This window comes from Dictyoglomus sp. LHC4 (genome assembly GCF_055181355.1).
Genome location: NZ_CM143707.1, coordinates 915,026 through 937,677, shown reverse-complemented (window position 1 = coordinate 937,677; position 22,652 = coordinate 915,026). Strand labels below are relative to the sequence as shown.

General features: G+C 30.5%; 20 protein-coding genes. All 20 read right to left on the bottom strand.

Going from position 1 to position 22,652, the window contains the following annotated elements; translation table 11 throughout:
* Complete coding sequence (locus ACY3JO_RS04535; RefSeq protein WP_463085617.1) at positions 1-633, bottom strand: tetratricopeptide repeat protein; 633 nt, start codon at positions 631-633, stop codon at positions 1-3.
* On the bottom strand, positions 611-1,564 hold the full coding sequence (locus ACY3JO_RS04530) for a Gfo/Idh/MocA family oxidoreductase (RefSeq protein ID WP_463085616.1): 954 nt from the start codon (positions 1,562-1,564) through the stop codon (positions 611-613). The genes ACY3JO_RS04535 and ACY3JO_RS04530 overlap by 23 nt, the downstream gene beginning before the upstream one ends.
* Complete coding sequence (locus tag ACY3JO_RS04525; protein ID WP_463085615.1) at positions 1,557-3,296, bottom strand: ABC transporter ATP-binding protein; 1,740 nt, start codon at positions 3,294-3,296, stop codon at positions 1,557-1,559. The genes ACY3JO_RS04530 and ACY3JO_RS04525 overlap by 8 nt, the downstream gene beginning before the upstream one ends.
* On the bottom strand, positions 3,271-4,362 hold the full coding sequence (locus ACY3JO_RS04520) for a glycosyltransferase family protein (protein ID WP_463085614.1): 1,092 nt from the start codon (positions 4,360-4,362) through the stop codon (positions 3,271-3,273). The genes ACY3JO_RS04525 and ACY3JO_RS04520 overlap by 26 nt, the downstream gene beginning before the upstream one ends.
* Positions 4,359-5,447, bottom strand: a complete 1,089-nt coding sequence (lpxB, locus tag ACY3JO_RS04515) for a lipid-A-disaccharide synthase (RefSeq protein WP_463085613.1) — start codon at positions 5,445-5,447, stop codon at positions 4,359-4,361. Before lpxB ends, ACY3JO_RS04520 begins: the two co-directional genes overlap by 4 nt.
* Positions 5,444-6,238 carry an acyl-ACP--UDP-N-acetylglucosamine O-acyltransferase gene (gene lpxA / locus ACY3JO_RS04510; RefSeq protein ID WP_463085612.1) on the bottom strand — a complete coding sequence of 265 codons (795 nt, stop codon included), beginning with the start codon at positions 6,236-6,238 and terminating at the stop codon, positions 5,444-5,446. The genes lpxB and lpxA overlap by 4 nt, the downstream gene beginning before the upstream one ends.
* On the bottom strand, positions 6,235-6,675 hold the full coding sequence (gene fabZ / locus ACY3JO_RS04505) for a 3-hydroxyacyl-ACP dehydratase FabZ (RefSeq protein WP_463085611.1): 441 nt from the start codon (positions 6,673-6,675) through the stop codon (positions 6,235-6,237). Before fabZ ends, lpxA begins: the two co-directional genes overlap by 4 nt.
* A gap of 4 nt (positions 6,676-6,679) precedes the next feature.
* Positions 6,680-7,483, bottom strand: a complete 804-nt coding sequence (gene lpxC, locus ACY3JO_RS04500; protein ID WP_463085610.1) for a UDP-3-O-acyl-N-acetylglucosamine deacetylase — start codon at positions 7,481-7,483, stop codon at positions 6,680-6,682.
* Complete coding sequence (gene lpxD, locus ACY3JO_RS04495; protein WP_463085609.1) at positions 7,476-8,468, bottom strand: UDP-3-O-(3-hydroxymyristoyl)glucosamine N-acyltransferase; 993 nt, start codon at positions 8,466-8,468, stop codon at positions 7,476-7,478. Before lpxD ends, lpxC begins: the two co-directional genes overlap by 8 nt.
* A 13-nt stretch (positions 8,469-8,481) precedes the next feature.
* The gene (locus ACY3JO_RS04490) at positions 8,482-8,895 is read right to left on the bottom strand and encodes an OmpH/Skp family outer membrane protein (RefSeq protein ID WP_463085608.1); all 414 of its coding nucleotides are present in this window, start codon (positions 8,893-8,895) and stop codon (positions 8,482-8,484) included.
* Between the two features lie 17 nt (positions 8,896-8,912).
* Complete coding sequence (locus ACY3JO_RS04485; protein ID WP_463085607.1) at positions 8,913-9,383, bottom strand: OmpH/Skp family outer membrane protein; 471 nt, start codon at positions 9,381-9,383, stop codon at positions 8,913-8,915.
* Positions 9,384-9,395: 12 nt separating this feature from the next.
* Positions 9,396-10,865 (bottom strand): POTRA domain-containing protein, encoded by a 1,470-nt coding sequence (locus tag ACY3JO_RS04480; RefSeq protein ID WP_463085606.1) that lies wholly within the window; start codon positions 10,863-10,865, stop codon positions 9,396-9,398.
* Positions 10,866-10,882: 17 nt separating this feature from the next.
* Positions 10,883-13,753, bottom strand: coding sequence for a BamA/TamA family outer membrane protein (locus ACY3JO_RS04475; RefSeq protein ID WP_463085605.1), 2,871 nt, complete (start codon positions 13,751-13,753; stop codon positions 10,883-10,885).
* Between the two features lie 20 nt (positions 13,754-13,773).
* Positions 13,774-16,914 (bottom strand): translocation/assembly module TamB domain-containing protein, encoded by a 3,141-nt coding sequence (locus ACY3JO_RS04470; RefSeq protein ID WP_463085604.1) that lies wholly within the window; start codon positions 16,912-16,914, stop codon positions 13,774-13,776.
* Between the two features lie 254 nt (positions 16,915-17,168).
* The gene (locus ACY3JO_RS04465) at positions 17,169-18,617 is read right to left on the bottom strand and encodes a translocation/assembly module TamB domain-containing protein (protein WP_463085603.1); all 1,449 of its coding nucleotides are present in this window, start codon (positions 18,615-18,617) and stop codon (positions 17,169-17,171) included.
* Positions 18,580-19,881 carry a UDP-N-acetylglucosamine 1-carboxyvinyltransferase gene (gene murA, locus ACY3JO_RS04460; protein ID WP_463085649.1) on the bottom strand — a complete coding sequence of 434 codons (1,302 nt, stop codon included), beginning with the start codon at positions 19,879-19,881 and terminating at the stop codon, positions 18,580-18,582. Before murA ends, ACY3JO_RS04465 begins: the two co-directional genes overlap by 38 nt.
* 22 nt (positions 19,882-19,903) lie before the next feature.
* The gene (gene upp / locus ACY3JO_RS04455) at positions 19,904-20,527 is read right to left on the bottom strand and encodes a uracil phosphoribosyltransferase (RefSeq protein WP_463085602.1); all 624 of its coding nucleotides are present in this window, start codon (positions 20,525-20,527) and stop codon (positions 19,904-19,906) included.
* A 4-nt stretch (positions 20,528-20,531) separates the two neighbouring features.
* Positions 20,532-21,776, bottom strand: a complete 1,245-nt coding sequence (locus tag ACY3JO_RS04450) for a serine hydroxymethyltransferase (RefSeq protein ID WP_463085601.1) — start codon at positions 21,774-21,776, stop codon at positions 20,532-20,534.
* Complete coding sequence (rpiB, locus tag ACY3JO_RS04445) at positions 21,773-22,219, bottom strand: ribose 5-phosphate isomerase B (protein ID WP_463085600.1); 447 nt, start codon at positions 22,217-22,219, stop codon at positions 21,773-21,775. The genes ACY3JO_RS04450 and rpiB overlap by 4 nt, the downstream gene beginning before the upstream one ends.
* A 4-nt stretch (positions 22,220-22,223) precedes the next feature.
* Positions 22,224-22,652, bottom strand: a complete 429-nt coding sequence (locus ACY3JO_RS04440) for a low molecular weight protein arginine phosphatase (protein WP_463085599.1) — start codon at positions 22,650-22,652, stop codon at positions 22,224-22,226.

Below are 22,652 nucleotides of genomic sequence, written 5' to 3'. Positions count from 1 at the left end.
TTATCTCAAATTTTTTAAAATTCCAAATATGTTTTTATATCCTTTTCTTTGAACAATACTCAAAATCGTAAAGTATTCCTTAAGGGCCGAAAAATATCTATTTTCTCTTAAATATAAGGCACATAAAAGAGCGTGAAAAACCTCATTATCTTTATTTAATTTTAATCCTTTATCTATTAATTCTTTTGTCCTCTTTAAATTATCTTTTAAATAGTAAAAATATGCAAGAAAAGCTATTACCCAATCATCGTTAGGTTTTAAATCATATAACCTTTCAAAATAAAAGATAGATTTATCATAATCTTCTAAGAAATAATACAAAAATGCTAATTTATATAGATTAAATATACTGCTATCTTCTTCCTTTATATCTTTTTTTAGGTTTTTAAGAAAGTTGGGATCAGTAGCAATAAGCAAATTATATGTATTATAAAGATTCTCTAAATCTCCTAAAGCTCCATATACTACCATAAGATTAAAAAGAATTTTGGAATTTTGAGGATCTTTTTTTAATTGCTGTTCAAATTGAGTTTTTAAATATTTTAGATCATCAGAAGATAATGATAGAATAATAAAAAAGATAATAAAGATTATAGATAAGTAAAAAATTTTAAGTACCTTTCTTAATATCAAAAACTCTCAGCTCCTTTAAAATTTCAGTAGCAAGCGCTAAAGCTAATTTTCCATCCTCAAGGGTAACTTCAGGATCCGAACCCTCAAGAATACAATTCACAAAATGTTCAAGCTCTAATCTCAAAGGTTCCTCTTTATCTAAAACCGGAGTCTCTACGGATGTTTCAACTTGTTTTCTACTTCCATGAATTATAGATATGCTTTGTTCCATATAATCTATGCTTATCAAATCTCCATTCTTCTCATAAATATCTAATTTTCTAATCTTTCTAGGGGTTACCCTACTGGCAATCAGATTTACGAGAAGATTTCCCTCAAAAACAAGTTCTACATTTGCAAAATCCTCATAGGAAGTATAAAAAGAATAACCATATCCTTTTATGTCTAATATTTTTCTACCCTTACCTAATACATAAAAAAGTATATCTAAATCGTGAATCATAAGATCCATTACAACCCCCACATCGGTTACCCTACCATCAAAAGGACCAGATCTTTTTATCTCCATGTAAAAAGGATCATTTATATATCTTTTTAATTCTTGAACAGCAGGATTAAATCTTTCTATATGCCCTACCTGTAAAATAAGATCTTTCCCACCAGCAATCTCTAAAAGAGTTTCTGCTTCTTTTAAAGTCTGAGTTACAGGCTTCTCTATAAAAGTATGAATACCCCTAAGCAAAAAGTCTTTTGCTATCTGAAAATGAGTATTAGTAGGAGTAACAATACAAACAGCATCAACCCTATCAAGTAAATCTCTATAATCAGAAGTTACAAAAGGTATATTATAAATAGAAGCAATTTCCTTTGCTCTTTGTAAATTCAAATCTGCAATTCCTACAATTTCTACTTTAGGAATCTCGCTGAAAATTCTTACATGATGTTGCCCTAAATATCCTACTCCAACAACTCCTATCTTTACCTTATTCATCTCCTATATTACTCTCCTCAAGTTGCCATTTTATAATTCTTGCATAAATTCCACTCTTCTTCAATAGATCTTCGTGAGTACCCTCTTCTACTATTTCTCCATTTTCTAACACAATTATTCTATCAGCTTTTCTTATAGTAGATAAACGATGAGCTACAATAAAAGCAGTTTTTCCCTCCATAAGATCTTTTAAAGCTTCCTGTACATAGGCTTCTGATTCTGAATCCAATGCTGAGGTAGCCTCATCAAGAATTATTAATCTTGGCTTTAAAAGAACAACTCTTGCAATAGCAATTCTTTGTGCCTGTCCTCCCGAAATACCTATCCCACCTTCTCCAATTACAGTATCGTATCCGTTTGGTAGATTCATAATAAAATCATGAGCCCTTGCAATTTTAGCAGCCTCTACAATTTCATCTAAAGTTACATTTGGGTTTCCATAACTTATATTATCTTTTACTGTACCATAAAAAATAATAGTCTCTTGTGGAACGAAACCTATTTGAGATCTTAAAGATTTTAAACTCACTTCTTTTATATTATACCCATCAATTCTTACTTCTCCTTGAGTGGGATCTATAAACCTTGGAATAATATTTACCAGAGAACTTTTTCCTGCACCACTACTTCCTACAATAGCAATTTTTTCTCCAGGATTAACCTTAAGATTTATATTCTTTAAAACCCAAATCTTTCCATCATATGTAAAATATACATTTTTAAATTCTACAAAACCTTTTATTGGAGGTAGAATTATTGGATTTTTAACTTCTTCTACTTCTTTACCTTTATCCAAAATCTCATAAATTCTTTCTAAAGCTGCATAGGTTTGTCTAAGTCCTGAAAACACTCTAAGAATAGTTTGAGTAGGATCCAAAGCCATACCCACATAAGTAAGAAAGGCCACAAAGGATCCCATTGTTATCTCTCCTCTTGCTATCTTTCTTGTACCTAACCAAAGGATAAAAACAAGAGCTAAAGCACTTAAAAAGCTTGCAAGAGGAATTTGCAATGCTGTAAGTCTTGCAATTTTCAAGTTTTTAAAAAAGTTTTTCTCGTTTTCTTTCTTAAATCTTTCAATTTCTTTTTCTTCTTGAGAAAAGCCTCTTACTATTCTTGCTCCTTTTATACTCTCCTGTATAAGTTTTGTTAAATCCGCTACTTTTTTTTGTACAGACATGGACCATTTTTGTATTTCCCTACCTATACCAGATATAGAAAAAACAAAAAGAGGAATAACAATAAGAGTTGCAAGAGCAAGTTGCCAATCTGTGATGAATATTATAATAAGTACCCCTGATAAAAGGACTATAGCATAAAAAAGATCTGCTATGCCTGATAAAAAAGAAGTTTGTATCAATTGAGTATCTTGAAGAGTACGAGCTATAAGATCACTACTTCCCCATCTATTTAAATAATCCAAAGAGAGATATTGAATCTTCTCGAATAATTTTTCTCTTAAATCTGCCACTAATCTATGACCAATAAAAGAAAAAATATAAATCTGACCATACAAAAAAATACTTCTTGTAAAAAGAAGAAGAATAATTATAAAGGCTAATCTATTTAAAACATTTAAATCTTTAATATGAGAAAGCTGATCCAAAAGTTCTCCTAAGAATTTTGGTGCATATAATTGAGCACCATTACCAACTATAATACAGAAAAAACCTATTATAAGATAAACTGTATATGGTTTCAAAAATTCAAATAGCCTTTTCAAGTACTTCATGATAAAAATCCTTCCAGATCAACTCGGACGATAGATAATTCTTATTAAATTTTTCTCTTAACTCATTATGTATATTTAAAATTATCTCCCTTTCAACAATTAATCTTCTCAAAAATTCTAACATATCCTTAAACAAAAATTTACCTACTACTTCAGGTAGTATTCCAGGATATAGCTTATTGGGCAAGGCTAAATATGGATTTCTATTTAAGTAGGCTTTTATAATAAAATCTCGTATTATTCCCTTAAACAAATTACCAATCCCTTCAAGAGGAAGATATTCTGGTCTATGAAGAGGCAATATTACTAACATAGGAATCTTCATATATGCAAGTTGCAAAGTATTGGTACCAGGAAGTGTAATAGCAAGGAAATAACCATTCACCTCTCTCATATCCTTTAGATCTCTAAACTCCATAGGTAAATCTTTCCAAAGAGGTTGCAGTTTCTCTAATATTTTTTCTCTTTCTGATGGATTTAAAAAGGGAGAGAAAAATAGTGTGAAGTTAAGATCTGAAAAATCTTTTAAAATTTCTCTTGCTAACATGAAATAAAATGGCAAATAAAATCTCAATCCATAAGTCCTACTCCCCGGAAATAAAGCAATTCTATTATTGTTAGAAAACCCATTATTGGGAAGAAAATCAAATCTTAAATCTCCAACTACTACTGCCTTTTTATATTTCAATACTTCAGATGCATAGATCCTATTATAAAATCTTTCCCAATAAAAATCTTTCTCCAAGTATGCTAAAGATTTACTTTTCCATCTTTTAGCAAGAGCCAAATTAAAAAATAAATCTCCTCCTATATGGAAGATTATTGTGTTATTTTCTTTAACTTTAAAAAGCTTCCAATATTCATTTGGTAAGATTATATCTTCAAAAAATTCCCATGTCCTCACAACTCTTTCCTCTTCTCCTGACGCGAATTGACAAGGATTTAATATTAAATAATATGACAAATTTTTACTCCAAAAAGGCTCATACTCTCTTATCCACTGTACCAATGGATAGAGCCAGCCTGCTATTTCTCCAGGCCCATTAGCTATAAAATAAATTTTCATAAAATATTTAATATAAAATCAGAAATTTTATCTAAAACACCAGGTTTTCCAAGTATTTCAGAGATTCTATCAAGATCTTTTAACATTTTTCCTCTTCTATCGCTATCTCTCAAAAAGTCCTCTATATCCTTGACAACCTTGTTTATATCTATATACTGCACATATTCAGGAAATATACATTTTTCTAAAATAATATTTGGCAAAGCAATATAAGGATAATGAACAAGTCTTTTAGCAATAAAATAAGTCAATGGAGAGATCTTATAAAACACAAAAACAGGTGTCTTGAGAATGGCAGCCTCTAAAGTTACTGTACCAGAGGCCACAAGGCTTATAACAGATGCCCTTAAGATCTTTTGGCTTTCATTTCCTGACACAACTTTCACTAAATTCTCCTTCTCTTCAATGATAGAATATAATAAATCAGAAAAATTTTGACTTGCTAAAGGAATAACAAATTTATATCCTGGCAATTTCTCAGCTATCTCTAAAAAAATAGGAGTAAGTTTCTTAATTTCCTGTACTCTACTTCCTGGGAAAAGTCCTATGAGATCATTTTTTTTATCTATATTTGAATAAACTGAAAGATAATCTATAAGAGGATGTCCAAAAAAAACCACATTATCTCCAAATAATTTATATAAAGAATACTCTTGAGGAAAAGTAGCAATTATCCAATCCAAATTTGAGAGAACTTCTTTAGCTTCTTCTTTCTTCCCCCAAAGCCAATATTGTGGAGCGAAATAATATACAGTTATTATACCTAAACTTTTCGCATATTTTGCTAATGGGAGGTTAAAACCTTGAGCATCAATAAATATAGCAAGATCAGGCTTTGTTTCTCTTAATAAATATTTAGCTTTTTGTTGAATTTTTAATAACTTTGGAATATAAGGAAGAGGCTCAATAAAACCAACAGTACTATATCTTGTCAGATCCCATCTTACATCTAAGCCTTCTTCCTTCATTCTTTCTCCACCAAGACCAAAAAAATATATATTTTTTTGTTTTTGTTTTAGCGCATTTATAAGCTTTGATCCATGTAAATCAGCAGAAACTTCTAACGCTGAAAAGAATATTTTCATTCTTCATTCCTCCAAGATGCATCAGCAATTCCTCTTTTCGAGCCTTTAACAAAATCAACCAACATTTTAGCCTCTTCATATTCTATCTTAGATATTGCCCCTAATCTTTTCTCAAAAGATAAATCTTTATCATATAATATATGTAAGAGTTTTCTAATTATTCTTATCCTATCACTCGAAAAACCATTTCTTCTTAGACCTACCACATTAATACCATATATTAGAGCAGGATTACCATCACATAAAGAAAAAGGAGGAATATCTTTAACCAACTTAGATGATGCTCCAACCATTGCATAACTACCTATCCTTACGAACTGATGTATCCCTACAAGACCACTTATAAATACCTTGTCTCCAATTTCCACATATCCAGCAAGTTGTGTAGCATTGGCTATTATTACACCTCTTCCAATTTTAACATTGTGAGCCACATGAACATATGCCATTAAATAACAATTATCACCTATGATTGTAGCATTACCATCACCAGATGCCCTATGAAAAACACAATATTCTCTTATTGTTACATTATTTCCTATTATAAGAAAACTTTCTTCTCCTTTGAAACTCAAATCTTGAGGAATATCCCCTAAAACACTTCCTGTATGTATATGACAACCACTACCTATAATGGTTCCTCTTTTAATATGAACATTGTTTTCAATTTTTGTATAATCTCCAATTTTTACCCCATCCTCAATTACAGTAAAAGGACCAATCTCTACATTTATGCCTATTTCAGCCTTATCACTGACTATAGCAGTAGGATGTATTGATACATCCTTCATTCTTTTCCTCCTAATGCAATAGTAATTTCTCCGTCAGCCACAATATTATCATCTACTTTACAAATTGCATCAAACTTATATATATTCCTTACTGTTTGCTTTAGTTTTACTTCTAAAACTATTTGATCTCCCGGAATTACTGGTTTTCTAAATTTAACGTTATTCACCCCTGCTAAATAAGCTATATATTCTTTATCACTTTTATCTTTTCCATAGCTTAGAAATAAAAATATACCTGCAGACTGTGCCATAGCTTCAATTATTAATACTCCCGGCATAATAGGTCTTTCAGGAAAATGTCCTACAAAAAAATAGTCATTATACGTAACATTTTTTATTGCTTTTAACCATTCCCCTTCTTTAAAATCTAATACTTTATCAACAAGAAGAAAAGGGAAACGATGAGGAAGAATTTTAGTAATATCAATATTATTCACATCATCACCCCCTAAGTAGACATGAAATAGCTTTCATATGTAGCAAGTGTCCTGATCCAATAGATATAACTTTTAATTTTAATCTTTTACCTGAAAGAGACATATCTCCTATTAAATCAAGAATTTTATGCCTTACTGGCTCATCTTTGAAGCGAGGTTCATTAACATATCCACCTTCTCCCACAAGAAGTGCATTGTTAAGATCAGCACCACTTACGAGTCCTTTTTTAATAAGATCTTCTACCTCATAATAAAACCCGAAAGTTCTCGCTGGAGCAATTTCAGTTTTATAATCTTTAAGATCTTTTAAATAAAATGTTTGCCATCTTAAAAAAGAACTAGGAAAAGAGATAGTACAAAGTACTTGAAATCTGCTTGAAGGAAAAAAGAGAATTTCAGCATTTTTAACCCTAAAAGAATATGGTTTCTCAATCGTCAATTCATTTATTAAATCATCCTGATCTTTTACTAAATCCTCAAGAATTTCTACCCAATAAAAAGCACTGCCATCTAAAATTGGCACTTCGTCTCCATCAACTTCCACATATAAGTTAGAAATTCCAAGGTAATATAATGAAGACAAAAAATGTTCAACCGTAGAAATCTTCTCACCATCTTTTTCTAAAACAACTCTTCGTGAAGTTTCTACTACAAACTTATAATTGGCTGGAATTTTTACTTTATTCTTAATAAACAAAACACCTGTATTTTCTGGGGCTGAATGTAAATACATTTTAGTATAACAACCAGTATGTAGACCTTTACCTTCTACCTTGACAGATTCTTTTATGGTTCTTTGTCTATCCAAGTTTATCCCTCAACTTCTTTATTTCTTCCCAAATCTCAGGAAGTCTTCTCATAATAGCTTGTACCCTTATCTCTTCCTTATGAGGTCTGGCAGGAAATCCAGAAACTATCATGTTATCAGGTATGTCTTTAATCACACCACTCTTAGCAAGGATGGTTACGTTATTGCCTACTTTAACATGATCAGAAACACCGCTTTGACCTGCCATGATTACATTATTTCCTAATTTACTACTTCCAGCTATACCACTCTGACTTACTATAATGCAATTCTCTCCTATTCTTACATTATGTCCTATAATTATCAATGATCCTATTTTAGTACCTTTACATATGCGTGTTTCTCCCAAAGTGGCTCTTTCAATAACTGTGTTTCCTCCTATTTCTACTCCATCCTCTATAACCACCTTACCAATATGAGGGATTTTGTAATGCTCTTCTCCATTCCATATATATCCAAAACCATCTATCCCAATACTACATCCTGCATGAATTATAACTCTATCTCCAATATAGCAATGATCATAAATAGTTACTCTTGGATATATGATACAATTCTCACCTATTTCCACATTATTTCCTATTACTACTCCCGAAAATATCTTTGATCCTTTGCCAATCTTTACATTATCTCCTATAACAGTATATGGTGCTATTCCCACATCCTCTCCTAATTGAGTCCCTTTGCCCATAATAACTGTAGGATGAATATCTTTAGGATATACTCGCCAATCAAAATACTTTAATAATTTTGCCATTGCAAGTTTAGGATTCTCAACCCTTATATGTGGCTTAGAAGAAGACCCACCATATGGAATCACCATTGCTTTTGCGCCTGTTTTTTCAGCTACTTCTATATCATCCAAATCAAATACAAATATAAGATCTTTATCTCCTGCATTGTCCCATTCAGAGATCTTTTCTATATATACATCTTCCCCGACTAACTCTCCATTAATTATCTTTGCTATTTCACTAAGATGCATCTTTATTCACCCTTTATTTATTCAAATTTTTTAAAACCTCATCAGTAATATCAATCCCACCCCATATTCTTATCTTCTTTTCGATAATTACAGAAAGCTTCTTGATCTTTGCTATATTTTCAACTTCTTTTAAAATTTTATTTTTTATATCTTGTCTTGCTTTCTCTACATATTCTCCTAATTTTTTCTCTTCTTTAGCTCTTAATTCATTAATCTCCTTATCAGTTTTTCCACTTTTCTTGGCATCTGCCACCAATTTATCAATTTCAGACTGTCTTTTCTGTATTACAGTTTGAACACTCTTAGTATATCTGAATTCAAGAAATACCTTTGAATAATCTATATATCCTATATTAATACTCTGTTGAGAAGAAATAGTAGAGAAAGATAAAACAAATATAATGTATACAGATAAAATTATCTTCAATAGCCTTTTGTTCATGTCTATTTACCAGAAGATAGAATATTTATAACTTTATCTGTAATATCTACTCCGCCCCAAATTACAATCTCCTGTCCTTGTACATTCTTCGTAAGTACCGCTATGTATCTCTCTTTTTTAGCAAGATCAGAGAATATTTTATCAAGAGTCTTTTTTAAGCTATCTAATACTTTTTCTACTGCTTGTTTATAAGGTTGAAGTTCTGCATCATATTGGGCTGATAGTTTTTTTATTTCATCTTGAGATTTTCCAGCCTTCTGAGCTTCATTAAGCTTATTAAGCCTATCTTGATATTCTTGTTGATATTTATTATAGGCATTCATAAAAGGAGGATAACTTCTTAAAAGTTTATCTTCATCAATATATGCTATTTTTAAAGAAGTCTGAGTCTGTGCTCCAACAATTTTAACACCAACAAAGATGAATGAAATTACAATTAGTAAAAATACTATGAACAGACCATATTTTTTCATTTTCCTTACCTCCTAAAATTCTAATTTTGATTTGATATAAAAATTTCTCAAAGATACAAGATCACTCTCTAATCCAAAGGCATAGAATAATGATTTTTGAGAAACTGAAAACTCCATACCAAAAAATGGATTAATTCTAATATCACTTGCAGACACTAAATCTCTTGGATTAAAACAGCTATCACCTCCAACAGATAGAGTTAAATATATCCCTTTATTTAAGGGAAATGCATAAGTAATCTTTAAATACAAAGATCCATCCTCTGGTGAGTCTCCAAAAGGATATCTTATATCCCCCATAAAACCTAATATACGTTCATTAAGACCCTCTCCGTATCTTATAAAATACTTACCTGATAATGAGGCTAAAGAATAATTATAATTAGAGCCTCCTCCATGAAAATCTATGCCAAAATTAAAATAGCTTCCAGATTTATAAACACCATCCTCTTCTAAAGTTGAATCTTGAGTTATATCGAAATTCAATACTTTATCATCAAGATTCAGATTATTTTTAAAACCAATTTCACCTATTATATTATTACTATTGGAAAGAATTTTATTAATACTCAATCCCCAATAATTATCTCCAAAATAAACTTTTAAAAATTCCCGTTGCCAAGAAATAAGGTAGTCAAAAGATCCTCGCATATCGTTAGAAATATTTAACTCTAAATTGCCATAATTACTCAAATAGTAACTAAAACCTAAATTTACTCTCTCATTTTTTTCATAAATCAAAGAAACTATTCTTGGTGATAGATATTCAAAATTAAGATATAAAATTGTATAACCTCCTTCAAAAGCCCATTCTGGTATTATTTTTATCCTTATATTCTTTTTCAAAAGTTTCTGATTAAGTTCATCTATTTTCTTTAGATCAAGGGGATCTCCTATTGAAAGATTCAATTTCTCCTCAATAATCTTCTTTTCCCATTGATTACTGCTTATTATTTCAATACTACCTATAATAGGAGCCTCTTTCCAGATAAATGTAAGAATTCCATCCTTAAAAATATATTGAGGAGAAATTTCTAAAACAAAACCCTTCTTTCTATAAAGATCCTCAATCTTTTTGCAATCCTCTTTAACTTTATCCTCAATAAAAAATTTACCTTTGCCACTATAAATGACTTTCTGAATAGCATTAATTGTTATAAGCTTTATATCTGGAAATATTATTTCAGCAATAACAGGAAATTCTTCCACCTTTATGATCAGATCATAACCACCATCTAATTTTTCAAGCTTATAAGAGACAGATTTAAAATAACCACTTTCTTTTAACTTATTTAGTTGACCTTCTATATATTTTCCATTATAAGTATTTAACACTTTAATATTTAACATATTCTGAACCGCATCGTAAGAAACATTTCTCAAACCTATCACAGATATTCCCTGAATAAAATAATTTTCATCAGCAAAAGTAAGTTTTAAAGTAAATAAAAGAAATAAAGAAAATATTATTATCCTTTTCAAAGAGATCCCTCCATTCATTAAAATATATCTCCAAAGCTAAAATGAATTCTCCACTTAGTATTAGGATCCATTGGATCATTACCAAAATTATATCCAAAATCAAATCTCATTGGAATAATTATAGTTTCATACCTTAAACCAAGTCCTACGCCAGTATAAAGTTTAATATCAGATAAAGAGGAAATATCTTTCGAATACCATGTACTTCCTGTATCTAAAAAGAAAACTCCATAAATTCCATTCCCGAGAGGAATTCTATATTGGATATTAAAAAGAGCAAACGTATCTCCTTTAAATTCATTATCATAAAATCCTCTGATAGAACTTGAGCCACCTAAGGTAAAGAGTTCAGTAGTTGGTATATTACCCTCCCCATATCCTAATCCTAATCTAAATGATAAAACTTGTCTATTTTTCTGCTCTATAATAGTTAAGGTGGACTCTCTATTAGTGAGAGGTATATGCCACTGAAAATCCCCTACATATTTGATAAAGTTAGCATCACCTCCACCGCCAGCAAATTCTAAGTTTACATATTGTCTATTTCCTTGTGTAGGATTTAAATAAAAATCTCTAGAATCTCTTATTAATCCTATCTTAAAACTCCCTACACTACTCTTAGGACTAGAGTTATCCAAATAATTAATCTCTTCATATTTAAAACCAAAAGAAAGGCTCCAAAGTCTACCCAAAGGATAGGAGAATGAAAAAGCACCCCCAGTCTTTTCAATGGTAGATATTGTTGAACTTGTAATAGTTGTTTTTTTATTATAAATATCCAATTGAAAGGAATTTCTTCCTCCTAAAAACCAAGGATCACTGAAACTTAACTGATAATTGATCTTTCCTAAACCTGTTAATGATAATTGTAAACTTAAACTTTTAGCTTTCCCAAATAAATTGCCTTCTTTATACTCCACAAAACCATATATACCTACATCCGTCGCATATCCACCACCAAAATTAAAAGATCCGGAAAGTTTTTCTTTTGCAACATAAATAACCTTTACCATTTCCTCCGAACTTCCTTGTTCGAACTTAACAGATACATCTTCAAATATTCCCACATTATATATATTTTGAAGATCCCTTTTTATCTTTTCCCAATTAACAGGTTCTCCAACCTTTAATAAAATTTCCCTCTTAATCACATTCTTATCTGTCGGTCCTCTTAGTACAGCTAAAAATCCTAATACCGAAGTTTCTGTAGCAGGAACAATTTCTACTCCAATGTCTTCTACTTTATACTCCTTAAAGGTAAATATCAATTCACCATCTTCAGTAAAAGAGAAGGATTGAAGAGTTGTAAAAACATACCCTTTTTGTTGGAGGAAATTTTGAATGTTAATTATATCCTTTTTTACAAAATCAGAATTAAAAGGTCTATCTTCTTTTGTTAACAAGATAGTCTTTAAGTAATCAATTGCTACTCCAGTTAATCCTACAAAACTTATCTTTGTAACTATAGGATTTTCCTTAAAAATAAAAGTAAGAGATATCTTATCTTCATTGGTTATGGACTCTACATCTACATCTTCAAAATAACCTAATTCTTTAAATTTAGAAACTTGTTCATCAATTTTATCTTGCGTAATAAAGTCCCCCTTATCTATGATTCTGTACTTGTCAACCTCGGATTCTGCAACTTTGGAAAGTCCTTTATAACTAATATTCTCTAAGATAGGATTTTCCTTTACTATAAAAGTCACATAAGCCATATTATTAGGTGACACCACATATTTTATATCTACAGATGAAAAATAACCAGAATTTAATAAGAGATTTTTTCTTTCTTCAATATATTTCTCAGATAAGAAATCCTTTGAAGTTTTTTTGATTATATTAAAAAACTTATCCTTGGACACATTTTTTAAACCCTTTACATCGCTCAAAACTATCCAGGGATTTTCTTTTAAGTTAATATCTAATCCAGCAGTATTGTTTCTAAGATTAATGGTTTTAAAAGCTATTTCTTTAAAATATCCTGTATCCTCTAATTTAGATCTTAGATTGTCTAAAAGCCCTTGGGACAGATAAACCTCTGTATCTAAAAATATAGAATTTCCTTTTATATCTCCCTTGAATCCTATTACTTGCATTAAATCTTTCATCTCTAATTTATTTAGACCAGAAATCGAGATTTTAGATAATAACGGATTCTCTTTTAGATTTATACTAAGAGATAACTTATTATCCTTTTTTTCAATTTTAAAATCTACTTCAGAAAATAAATTACTATACATTAACACTTCTTTCTTCTCTAAAACTGCCTCTTCCGATATAAGTATACCTTCTTTTAACCCTAACAATTCCAATACTCTCTCCTTAGATATTCTATTTATTCCGTTTATTTGAATGCTATCTAAAACCGGATTTTCTTTAAAATAAAATGTCAAAATCACTCCATAATCTATTTTTTCTTGGGTAATATTAATATCAGAAAAATAACCTGTAGACATGAATTTTCTTCTCTGTTCCCAGATAAGCAGATCAGTAGTCCATCCTACATAAGGAAGAATAACTGAATCTTGAATGTCCTTTAAAGTTAGTTTCTGTAAGCCTTGAAATCTTATTCCATTCACAAATATAAGAAAGGGTGATTCAACCACATTTATTTCAAGAATAATTCCATCCTTCTGGAAGATCTTATTCAATACAACAGAAATGAAATAAGAAGAATCCTCCAATTTTTCTTTTATCGCATTCAGTTTATCATCAGATACATATATATTCTTTCCTATTCCTGCTATTTTTAATATCTCTTGGGTGCTTATTTTTGTATTACCCTTTACTATAACATCTATTACTTTATATTCTGTCTGGGCGAATACTAATACAGAGGAAAATATTAAAAAGAAGAATAAGGATAAAAATACTATCTTTTTCAAGGCTAATTCACCTTCCCTTCTTAAAACCTTGTAGAATATTCCATATTAAAATTGAATTGTTTTCCCTGAGAAGTATAAAGCTTAAATTTCAAATCATTACTTAATTTATAGCTAAATTCACCACTCCACATCCTATCTCCCCCTAAAGAATAATTTAATGTGAAATATAATCTATCCCAAATTCTCTTTTCAAGAGTTAAGTTTTTCCATATCGGCAATAAACCTTGTATTTCATAATCTACTTTTAAACTATCAAGGCTAAAAATATTAGATATCTCTGAAACAATAGGATTTAAAATAAAATTTCCAAAAGCAGAGCTTATAACTCCTTCTACTCCTATAGGAATGCTCTCTATAATACTTGAAAGAGTCCAGGTTTCTAACTGTGCTATAGGAAGATTTTTTTGTCCTACAAGGAGAAATAAAATTTCTCTAAAGGTAAGAGGTGGATCTGAAGAAAATACAAAAGAATTATTTCCCATAAAACTATAACCTTTCAAATATATGATATATCCCTGTATGATAGTACTGGCAGAAATTTCCCAAATATTCTCTTCAAAACTTAAGCCAGGAAACTTAATATATCCATTATTCACAATAAAAGAATTACCTAAAACATTAATATTTCCACTATTAAAGGATAACTTTCCATCTAATATTGGCTTTGCACTATTACCTCTTACTGTAAGATCCCCATTAATCGACAGATATAAAAACTCATTTTCATAAAACATAACATTATCTTTAAAGGATATTTTAAGATCAAAATATAATGGAAGAGAAATATTAGGAGTCTGTGTATTTAACTGCGGATATTTAATATGGGTATTAAAAACTGAGCAATTTCCACTAAGAACATATCTATCTTTTTTCTGATAAAACATTAAATCCCCAGACAAATAACCCTTTGCCATATCAGGTATGCAAAAACAAATTTCTGAAAAATCAAATTTTATCATTATATTTGGATAAACTTTACCTTTTAAAATAAGATTATTATTGTCCCCACCTAAATTTAAATTATTTAATATAACCTCACCATTTTTTGCAATCATATCAAAACTTGCATACTTGAATTTTTTTTCTATATAGCTAACCACAATCGGCTCTTTCCATTTAATATCACCTTCAATACTTTGAAGATCCTTATTACCCTTTATACTGACCCTTAATTCTCCCTTAGTTATATCTCCGCTTTTTAAAATTCCTTTCGGTAATAATGAATTAACAAAGAAAATATCGGGTAATGATATGTTAAATGTAAAATCATTCAAAGAAAATTCTCCTTTAATTTCGCCATTATCTTTTGACAATCTTGAGATCGTTCCTCTCAGTAAATATCTATTCTGGATGTTATAGATATTCATGGATATATCAAATGGCATAAATCCAGAGATAACCACATCCATGGTATTTAATTTTACATTATTCACTTGAAAATTCTTCATCTCCATATCACCAGATAATATTCCACCTACAAAATCTATATTCATATTTTTCAAAAAACTAAGATTAATATTTTCAAAAGACCAAAATCCATTTCCAGAAAAATCTATGTTACCTTCAATTTTCCCAGCCTCTTCTAAATAAACCCCCAAAAATACTTCTCCTTTTTTTAAAGAAATATTAGCGATGAGATCTTTTAGTTGAAAAACGTTATGCTTATCTATTTTGAGATTAATAGAATCAAGATCCTTGTTGACTTTTCCAATAAAAGATGAATTTAAGAGAGAAATCTTAGAATTAATATAAAGATTAAAATCATTATTTTCTTTGAAATCAAATGCTCCATCAATTTTTAAATTAACTGATGAATAATCAAAAACAATCTGGTATTTCAAGAGATCTTTGTAAGTTCCTTTAAATACAACATTATTTAAGTTTATATTTCGAATACTAAAAGTCTTAGAAACCCCAGAGAAATTAATTCCTCCATTAGCAAAATCTATTTCTAATTGATCAATTTTCCCTAAATAATCATTAAGAGAAGAAAGATCTAAATTCTCACAGAGAATTTTAACCTCTTTTTCTTTCAAATTCACATTACCAGCTAACCTTCCTCCAAGAATATCCCCATTTAATTTCATATTATCCTTTTCAATCTCTACACTAAGCTTAACAAATTCATTTCTCTCTCTATATATAAAAATCTCTCCTTTTAGATTTCCACTATCAAAAGAAAACTTTCCAATTCCTTCTAGAGAATATGGTCCAATAAAGCTAATATCTTTTATTTCTTTAGAATTTGAAAGATCTAATGTTGCTTTTATATCTTCTATATTAATGCCGTAAAAATCTAATTTAGGAATTTTAAAAAATACCTTATTTTCTTTTATTAATACATTTCCTGAAAGCTCAAAATCCAACAACTTAATATTATTAAAATCTATGTTCCCATCACCTGAAATATCATAATAACCTTTTATCGCTCCCTCAAGAATTTGCCCATCTATATTAAATTTGTTATCCCTAAAGCTCCCATGTATATATCCAAGTTTATTTTTATTAATTAAAAGATTTTCAAGTAATATATTTCCTTTTTCTAAAAAAAGAACAAAATTACATTCCAAACTACCTATATTATCAAGCTCTGAACAAAATTCTCCTGAAAACTTATTATCCATAGTTAATTTCAATTTTTTAACCTTCCCACCCAAAAAATCAATGTTTTTGCCCCAAAATGAAATCTTCCAATTGTTAAAATCTCCTTCTATTTTGGCACTCAAAAAGCGATCTTTATCCACACTCGAAAAATAACCAGCAATACTTCCACTACTATCTAAATTCAAATCAAAATTAGAAACCTTAATTTCAAAATCTTTATATTTTAGACTTCCTATTTCTGTATAAAATTTCAACTTCCAAGAAGAAAAATCTCCTTTAAAATAAAATAAACTATTAAAACTAATCTCCTCTCTAAAAGATAGTCTTCCTTCTACTTCCCCATTCATATTCAAAATATTTAACTTTCCCTTTCCTAAAAATAAACTATTATTATATTTTCCACTTAAAGACAGGCTTAGATTCTTTAAATCATGACCCTTTAGATTTATACTGACTCTTCTCAATGGAAAGTTCTTGATAATAAGATCTTTTCCATAGAGAGATATATCAAAATAAGGATTCTTTAAAATGTTACCTGAGATCTTAACCCTTAACAACAGATCTCCATTAATATCCAAGTTGGATAATTGATGAATTGAGGATTTAATTTTCAATATTTCAATATTTGATGAAAGAAGAGAAATGTATCCTAAAAGATTCTTAGGATCATATTTACCACTTATCCAAACATATCCAAAATCGTCAGTAAGTAATTTACCATTAATATTAAAATCTTCTGTAGTAGTTTTGTTTATATTTAATACTCCTTTTTTAATATATATCCCTGCAGATATACTAAAAAACTCTAACTTTAGCTTTTTAAAAAAAAAACCGAATTTCTCAATAAATCGAAATTTAAACTTCCTTCCTCATTTTCCAAAGAAAAGATGATTTTTTCAGCAGAATAATCTCCTATTTTTCCATTCTCTATTACTCCATCCACAAAAACCTTCCATCCTTTACTAGCCTCTTTATTCCCTTTCACAACTAAAGAACCTTTTCCTTCTATATCTGATAGGTTAAATAACTTGGATATCTTTTCAAATCTTATGTTTTCACCACTTAAGTAAAACTTGCCAGAATTCTTTTCAAGATCATAATTCATATTTCCTGAAGCCTTACCAATTTCCAAATCACCAGTAAATGAGACTAAAAGCCCAGGTATCTTAGCATCCAGATTTAAGGCAATATTATCAAATTTGATATCATAAATAGTTCCATCTTTAATATACACCTCTCCTGAAATCCAGGGTTTATCCCATAAATTTTTAATAATTAAATTTCCTTCTCCCTTTCCCTTAAATTTGAGGGAACTATTAAGAAACTCTTTATCTATTTTCTCTCCATTAAGGTCCTTAAAAGATATTTGGATATCAGGATCTGGTGCTACTTTCCCACTGAAATTTACAGAAGCTTCAAACCAGACCCCATTTCCTTTTACAACTGATATATTTTCATTATTTATTTTTACCTTCATACATACATTCTCTATTATTCCTGGAAAACCAGATATGCTTCCTTTTACCTCTTTTGTATCTATTTCTCCACTATAACTCCATTTATCTTTTTCCCCTTTTGTATTAAACCATCCTGAAAAAGTTCCCTTTTCAACCTTAAACATATCAGGTAGAAATATAGGAGCCCATATTGTAGCATTAGTATTTTCAAACTCAAAAGTTAAATCTCCTGATAATTTGGAAAAATTATAATATCCATAGGCTTTTATGTTTTGTCCATCAACTAAGATTGTAGCTACATTATAATTTATGACTTGATTTTTATAAGATAAATCTCCATTTACCTTATTTATCTCTATGTCTTTCTTAAGCTTCAAATCCCTGATTACAAAAATTCCATCTTTTATTTTTCCCTTAATTTCAATATTGATATTTTGAGAAGATGTTCCAGATTTTCCAATACCAGGAATTTCAGGAAACTTCCATTCCCCTTTTTCATCATGTATGATTATTATTTTGGGTTTTATAAGTTCTAAAGTAATAGGAGAAAGCTTTATAGCATCTCCCACTGAAAGGCTTACATTGGTAAATGATGCAAAATTTCCAAGCTCTAATTTTGCAATCTGTATCTTATCTGGAAAAATATACCTTACATCTTCTACCCTAAAAGATTCTCCAAAACTTCTATTCAATACATAAACTACAACATACCTTACCCATAATGGTGATGTTAGGTACATAATTCCTATTAATATAAAAACTACACTAAAGACTAAGATCAGAAACTTTTTTACCTTCTTCATAACTCACTCTCTTAATATTTGCTCCTAATGCAGAAAGTTTTTCTTCTAAAGCCACATATCCTCTATCTATATGTTCATCCACATCTAATACCTCTGTAACTCCTTCTGCCACTAAACCTGCAAGCACTAAAGCAGCACCCGCTCTTAGATCTGTAGCCTCTACAGGTGCTCCTTTCAATTTTTCAACTCCCTGTATCAAAGCTGTTCTTCCATCTATACTTATTTTAGCACCTAATCTCAACAATTCTCCTACATGTAAAAATCTATTTTCAAAAACAGTCTCAACTATCAAACTTGTACCCTGAGCAAGGCTTAAAAATACCATCATTTGAGGTTGAAGATCTGTAGGAAAACCAGGATAAGGCATAGTAGTTACCTCTATCCCTTTCCAAACCTTTTCACCTTTAACCCTTACCTCTCTATCCCTTATTTGCAAAGAATTTACACCAGCCTCTTTAAGCTTAATAAATAAACTTTGGAGATGTTCTGGTTCTATATTCTTTATTACTAAATCTTTTCCTATCATTATTCCTGCTATTATAAAGGTCCCTGCTGCTATCCTATCAGGAATAATTTTATAATAATCAATGGGCTTTAATTCTTTCTTACCTTTTATATATATGGTGGAAGTGCCTAAGCCTTCAATTTCCGCTCCCATGCTTTTTAAAAAATTTCCAAGGTCTACAACTTCAGGTTCACAAGCTGCATTCTCTATTATAGTTTCTCCTTGAGCTAAAACAGCAGCCATCATAATATTTCTTGTAGCTCCTACACTTGGTTTATCAAGATGAATTTTGGCTCCTTTTAACCCCTTTTTTGCTCTTGCACAAACAAAACCTTTATCTACAGTTATCTCTGCTCCTAAACTTTCAAAGCCTTTTATGTGAAGATCCACCGGTCTTAAACCAATTCTACACCCACCTGGATAAGGAATCTCTGCTTCTCCAAAGTAAGCAAGTAGAGGTCCCATCAATTCAAAAGAAGCTCTCATTCGAGAAACTAATTCATAAGGAGCTCTATATCCCTTTGGCTCTCCTTTAATATGTACCTTATCTCCTTCTAAAAACTCTACGCTTAATCCTAAATATCTTAGTATTTCAGCCATTGTTAAGTTATCTTTTACAGGTGGAACATTATCCAAAATAAGATCTCCGGAGTTTAAAAGAGAGGCAGCCATAATAGGCAGAGAAGCATTTTTACTTCCCCATATATCTATTTCACCTTTAAGCTTATGTCTGCCTTCAATAATAAACTTATCTCTCATTCCAACTTTATTTAAAGTAATGTTATTTGGTTCCAAAAAGTCTGTCTCCTGCATCTCCAAGCCCCGGCACTATATATCCGTGATCATTTAGATACTCATCTACAGCAGCAGTATAAATTTCCACATCTGGGTGAATTTCTTTAAAAGCCTTAATACCTTCAGGAGCAGCTATTATACAAACAAATTTAATGTTTTTAACCTGCTTTGATTTCAAAATGGATATGGCTGCAATTGCTGATCCACCAGTAGCAAGCATCGGATCAACCACAACTACTTCTCTTTCATTTATGTCTTCTGGTAGCTTAGTATAATATTGGACTGGTTGAAGGGTATTTGGATCTCTATAAAGTCCTATATGACCAACCTTAGCTGAAGGAAGAATTTGTAACATACCCTCAGCCATCACAAGACCAGCTCTCAATATGGGCACTATCGCCAAGTCTTTATTGTTTAAAACTTTTCCCCTTGCTTTACCGAGAGGAGTTTCCACCTCCACTTCTTTTAATGGTAAATCTCTTGTAACTTCATATAACATAAGGCTTGATATCTCTGAAAGTAATTCTCTAAATTCTTTGGGCTGTGTATTTTTATCTCTTAATTTTGTAAGTTTATGTTGAACCAAAGGATGATCATCCAATTTAACCATTTAATTAATTCTCCTTTCTATAAATTGGAAATTGTTTACAAAGCTCTTCTACTTCACTTTTTACCTTTTCCTTTACTTTATCATCCTTTATATTTGATAAAACCTCATGAATAAGTCTCGCAATATATCTCATTTCACCTTCTTTCATACCTCTTGTAGTTAAAGCTGGTGTACCAATTCTTATACCACTTGTAACAGTAGGCGATTGAGGATCAAAAGGTATTGAATTTTTATTCACAGTAATACCAGCTTCTTCTAATGCTTTTTCAGCTTCTTTTCCAGTAATACCCTTATCTCTCAAATCTACTAACATGAGATGATTATCAGTACCACCACTTACCAATCTATATCCAAGCCTCATAAGTTCATCAGCAAGAGCTTTAGCATTAAGTATAATTTGTCTTTGATACTCTTTAAACTCAGGAGACATAGCCTCTTTAAATGCTACAGCTTTGGCTGCAATTACATGCATAAGAGGACCACCTTGAATACCTGGAAATATAGCCTTATCAATCTCCTTTGCAAACTCTTTTTTACAAAGGATAAAACCTCCTCTTGGCCCTCTTAAAGTTTTATGAGTAGTGCTTGTAACAAATTGAGCATAAGGGACAGGAGATGGATGCAATCCTGCAGCAACCAACCCTGCAATATGTGCCATATCAACCATAAGATAAGCACCTACATCCTCTGCTATACCTGCAAATTTTTCAAAATCAATAATACGAGGATACGCACTTGCTCCAGCAACAATAAGTTTTGGCTTTACCTCCTTTGCCAAATTCCAAACTGCATCATAATTTATTCTCTCAGTGTCTTTATCTACTCCATAAAAATAAAAATTAAAAAATTTACCAGAAAAATTTACAGGACTTCCATGAGTTAAGTGTCCCCCATGTGCCAAATTCATACCTAAAACCTTGTCTCCAGGATTTAATACTACAAAATAAACAGCCATATTTGCTTGACTTCCCGAATGAGGTTGAACATTTGCATGCTCAGCACCATAAATAGCCTTTACTCTTTCTCTTGCTATATCCTCTACCCTATCCATATAAAGACAACCACCATAATATCTTTTTCCAGGATAACCTTCAGCATACTTGTTAGTAAGAACAGAACCTTGAGCCTCAAGAACAGCTCTACTTACAAAATTTTCAGAGGCTATAAGTTCTAAATGATACTCCTCCCTATATTCCTCACCCTTTATTGCTTCATAAATTTCAGGATCTACATTAGGTAAGTACTTCACAGCTCCTCCTCCTCAATCATAGATATTTTTTGAATTCTTAATTTATGTCTTCCACCAGTAAACTCAGTATTTAGCCATACTTTTACTATCTCCTTTGCCAAATCATAACCAAGGATTCTCCCTCCTAATGCCAAAATATTTGCATCATTATGCTCTCTACTTAATTTTGCCTCATAAGGATCTCTACATAAAGCAGCTCTTATACCTTTTACTTTGTTAGCTACAATACTCATACCTATACCTGTACCACAAATTAATATACCTTTTTCAAAACCCCCTCTTGCCACAGCCCTTGCTACTAATATCCCATAATCAGGATAATCTGTTCTTTCTGCTGAATAAGTTCCAAAATCATGGTAACTAATATTCCATTCTTCTAACCATTTTTTTAATTCTTCTTTTAATAAATATCCTGCATGATCAGCCCCAATTGCAATCTTCATAGATCTACCTCACCATCATATTTTTGATTAAGTTTTTTAATTCTTTTTCTATCTTATCACGAACTTCTCTATACGTCTCTATATCTTTACCATATGGATCCAAAATATCTTCATTACTTAGAGTAAATATTTTGTAGCTATATTTAGGATAAACACTTTTTAAAATCTCAGCTTGTTCCTTTGTCATAGTAAAAACATAATTAGCTCTTTCCATGAGTTCATTATCTATTTTTTTAGAAGAATGATTTGTAATATCAACACCTATCTCTTTCATTACTTCTTGAGAATATATAGATGCCTTATTTCCTTCCAAAGCAAATATACCTGCCGAGGAAACTTCAATTTCTATATCATACTCTTTAATAAGTTTACGAAAAAGATATTCTGCTATTGGACTTCTACAAGTATTTCCTGTACAAACGAATAATATCAT

What these genes read in the sequence shown, in the direction of transcription:
- lpxD (WP_463085609.1), bottom strand. Translation starts at nt 8,468, where the DNA reads ATGCATCTTAGTGAAATAGCAAAGATAATTAATGGAGAGTTAGTCGGG.
- ACY3JO_RS04465 (WP_463085603.1), bottom strand. Translation starts at nt 18,617, where the DNA reads ATGAAGAAGGTAAAAAAGTTTCTGATCTTAGTCTTTAGTGTAGTTTTT.
- ACY3JO_RS04525 (WP_463085615.1), bottom strand. Translation starts at nt 3,296, where the DNA reads ATGAAGTACTTGAAAAGGCTATTTGAATTTTTGAAACCATATACAGTT.
- murA (WP_463085649.1), bottom strand. Translation starts at nt 19,881, where the DNA reads ATGAGAGATAAGTTTATTATTGAAGGCAGACATAAGCTTAAAGGTGAA.
- ACY3JO_RS04485 (WP_463085607.1), bottom strand. Translation starts at nt 9,383, where the DNA reads ATGAAAAAATATGGTCTGTTCATAGTATTTTTACTAATTGTAATTTCA.
- lpxB (WP_463085613.1), bottom strand. Translation starts at nt 5,447, where the DNA reads ATGAAAATATTCTTTTCAGCGTTAGAAGTTTCTGCTGATTTACATGGA.
- upp (WP_463085602.1), bottom strand. Translation starts at nt 20,527, where the DNA reads ATGGTTAAATTGGATGATCATCCTTTGGTTCAACATAAACTTACAAAA.
- ACY3JO_RS04440 (WP_463085599.1), bottom strand. Translation starts at nt 22,652, where the DNA reads ATGATATTATTCGTTTGTACAGGAAATACTTGTAGAAGTCCAATAGCA.
- rpiB (WP_463085600.1), bottom strand. Translation starts at nt 22,219, where the DNA reads ATGAAGATTGCAATTGGGGCTGATCATGCAGGATATTTATTAAAAGAA.
- ACY3JO_RS04520 (WP_463085614.1), bottom strand. Translation starts at nt 4,362, where the DNA reads ATGAAAATTTATTTTATAGCTAATGGGCCTGGAGAAATAGCAGGCTGG.
- lpxA (WP_463085612.1), bottom strand. Translation starts at nt 6,238, where the DNA reads ATGAAGGATGTATCAATACATCCTACTGCTATAGTCAGTGATAAGGCT.
- ACY3JO_RS04530 (WP_463085616.1), bottom strand. Translation starts at nt 1,564, where the DNA reads ATGAATAAGGTAAAGATAGGAGTTGTTGGAGTAGGATATTTAGGGCAA.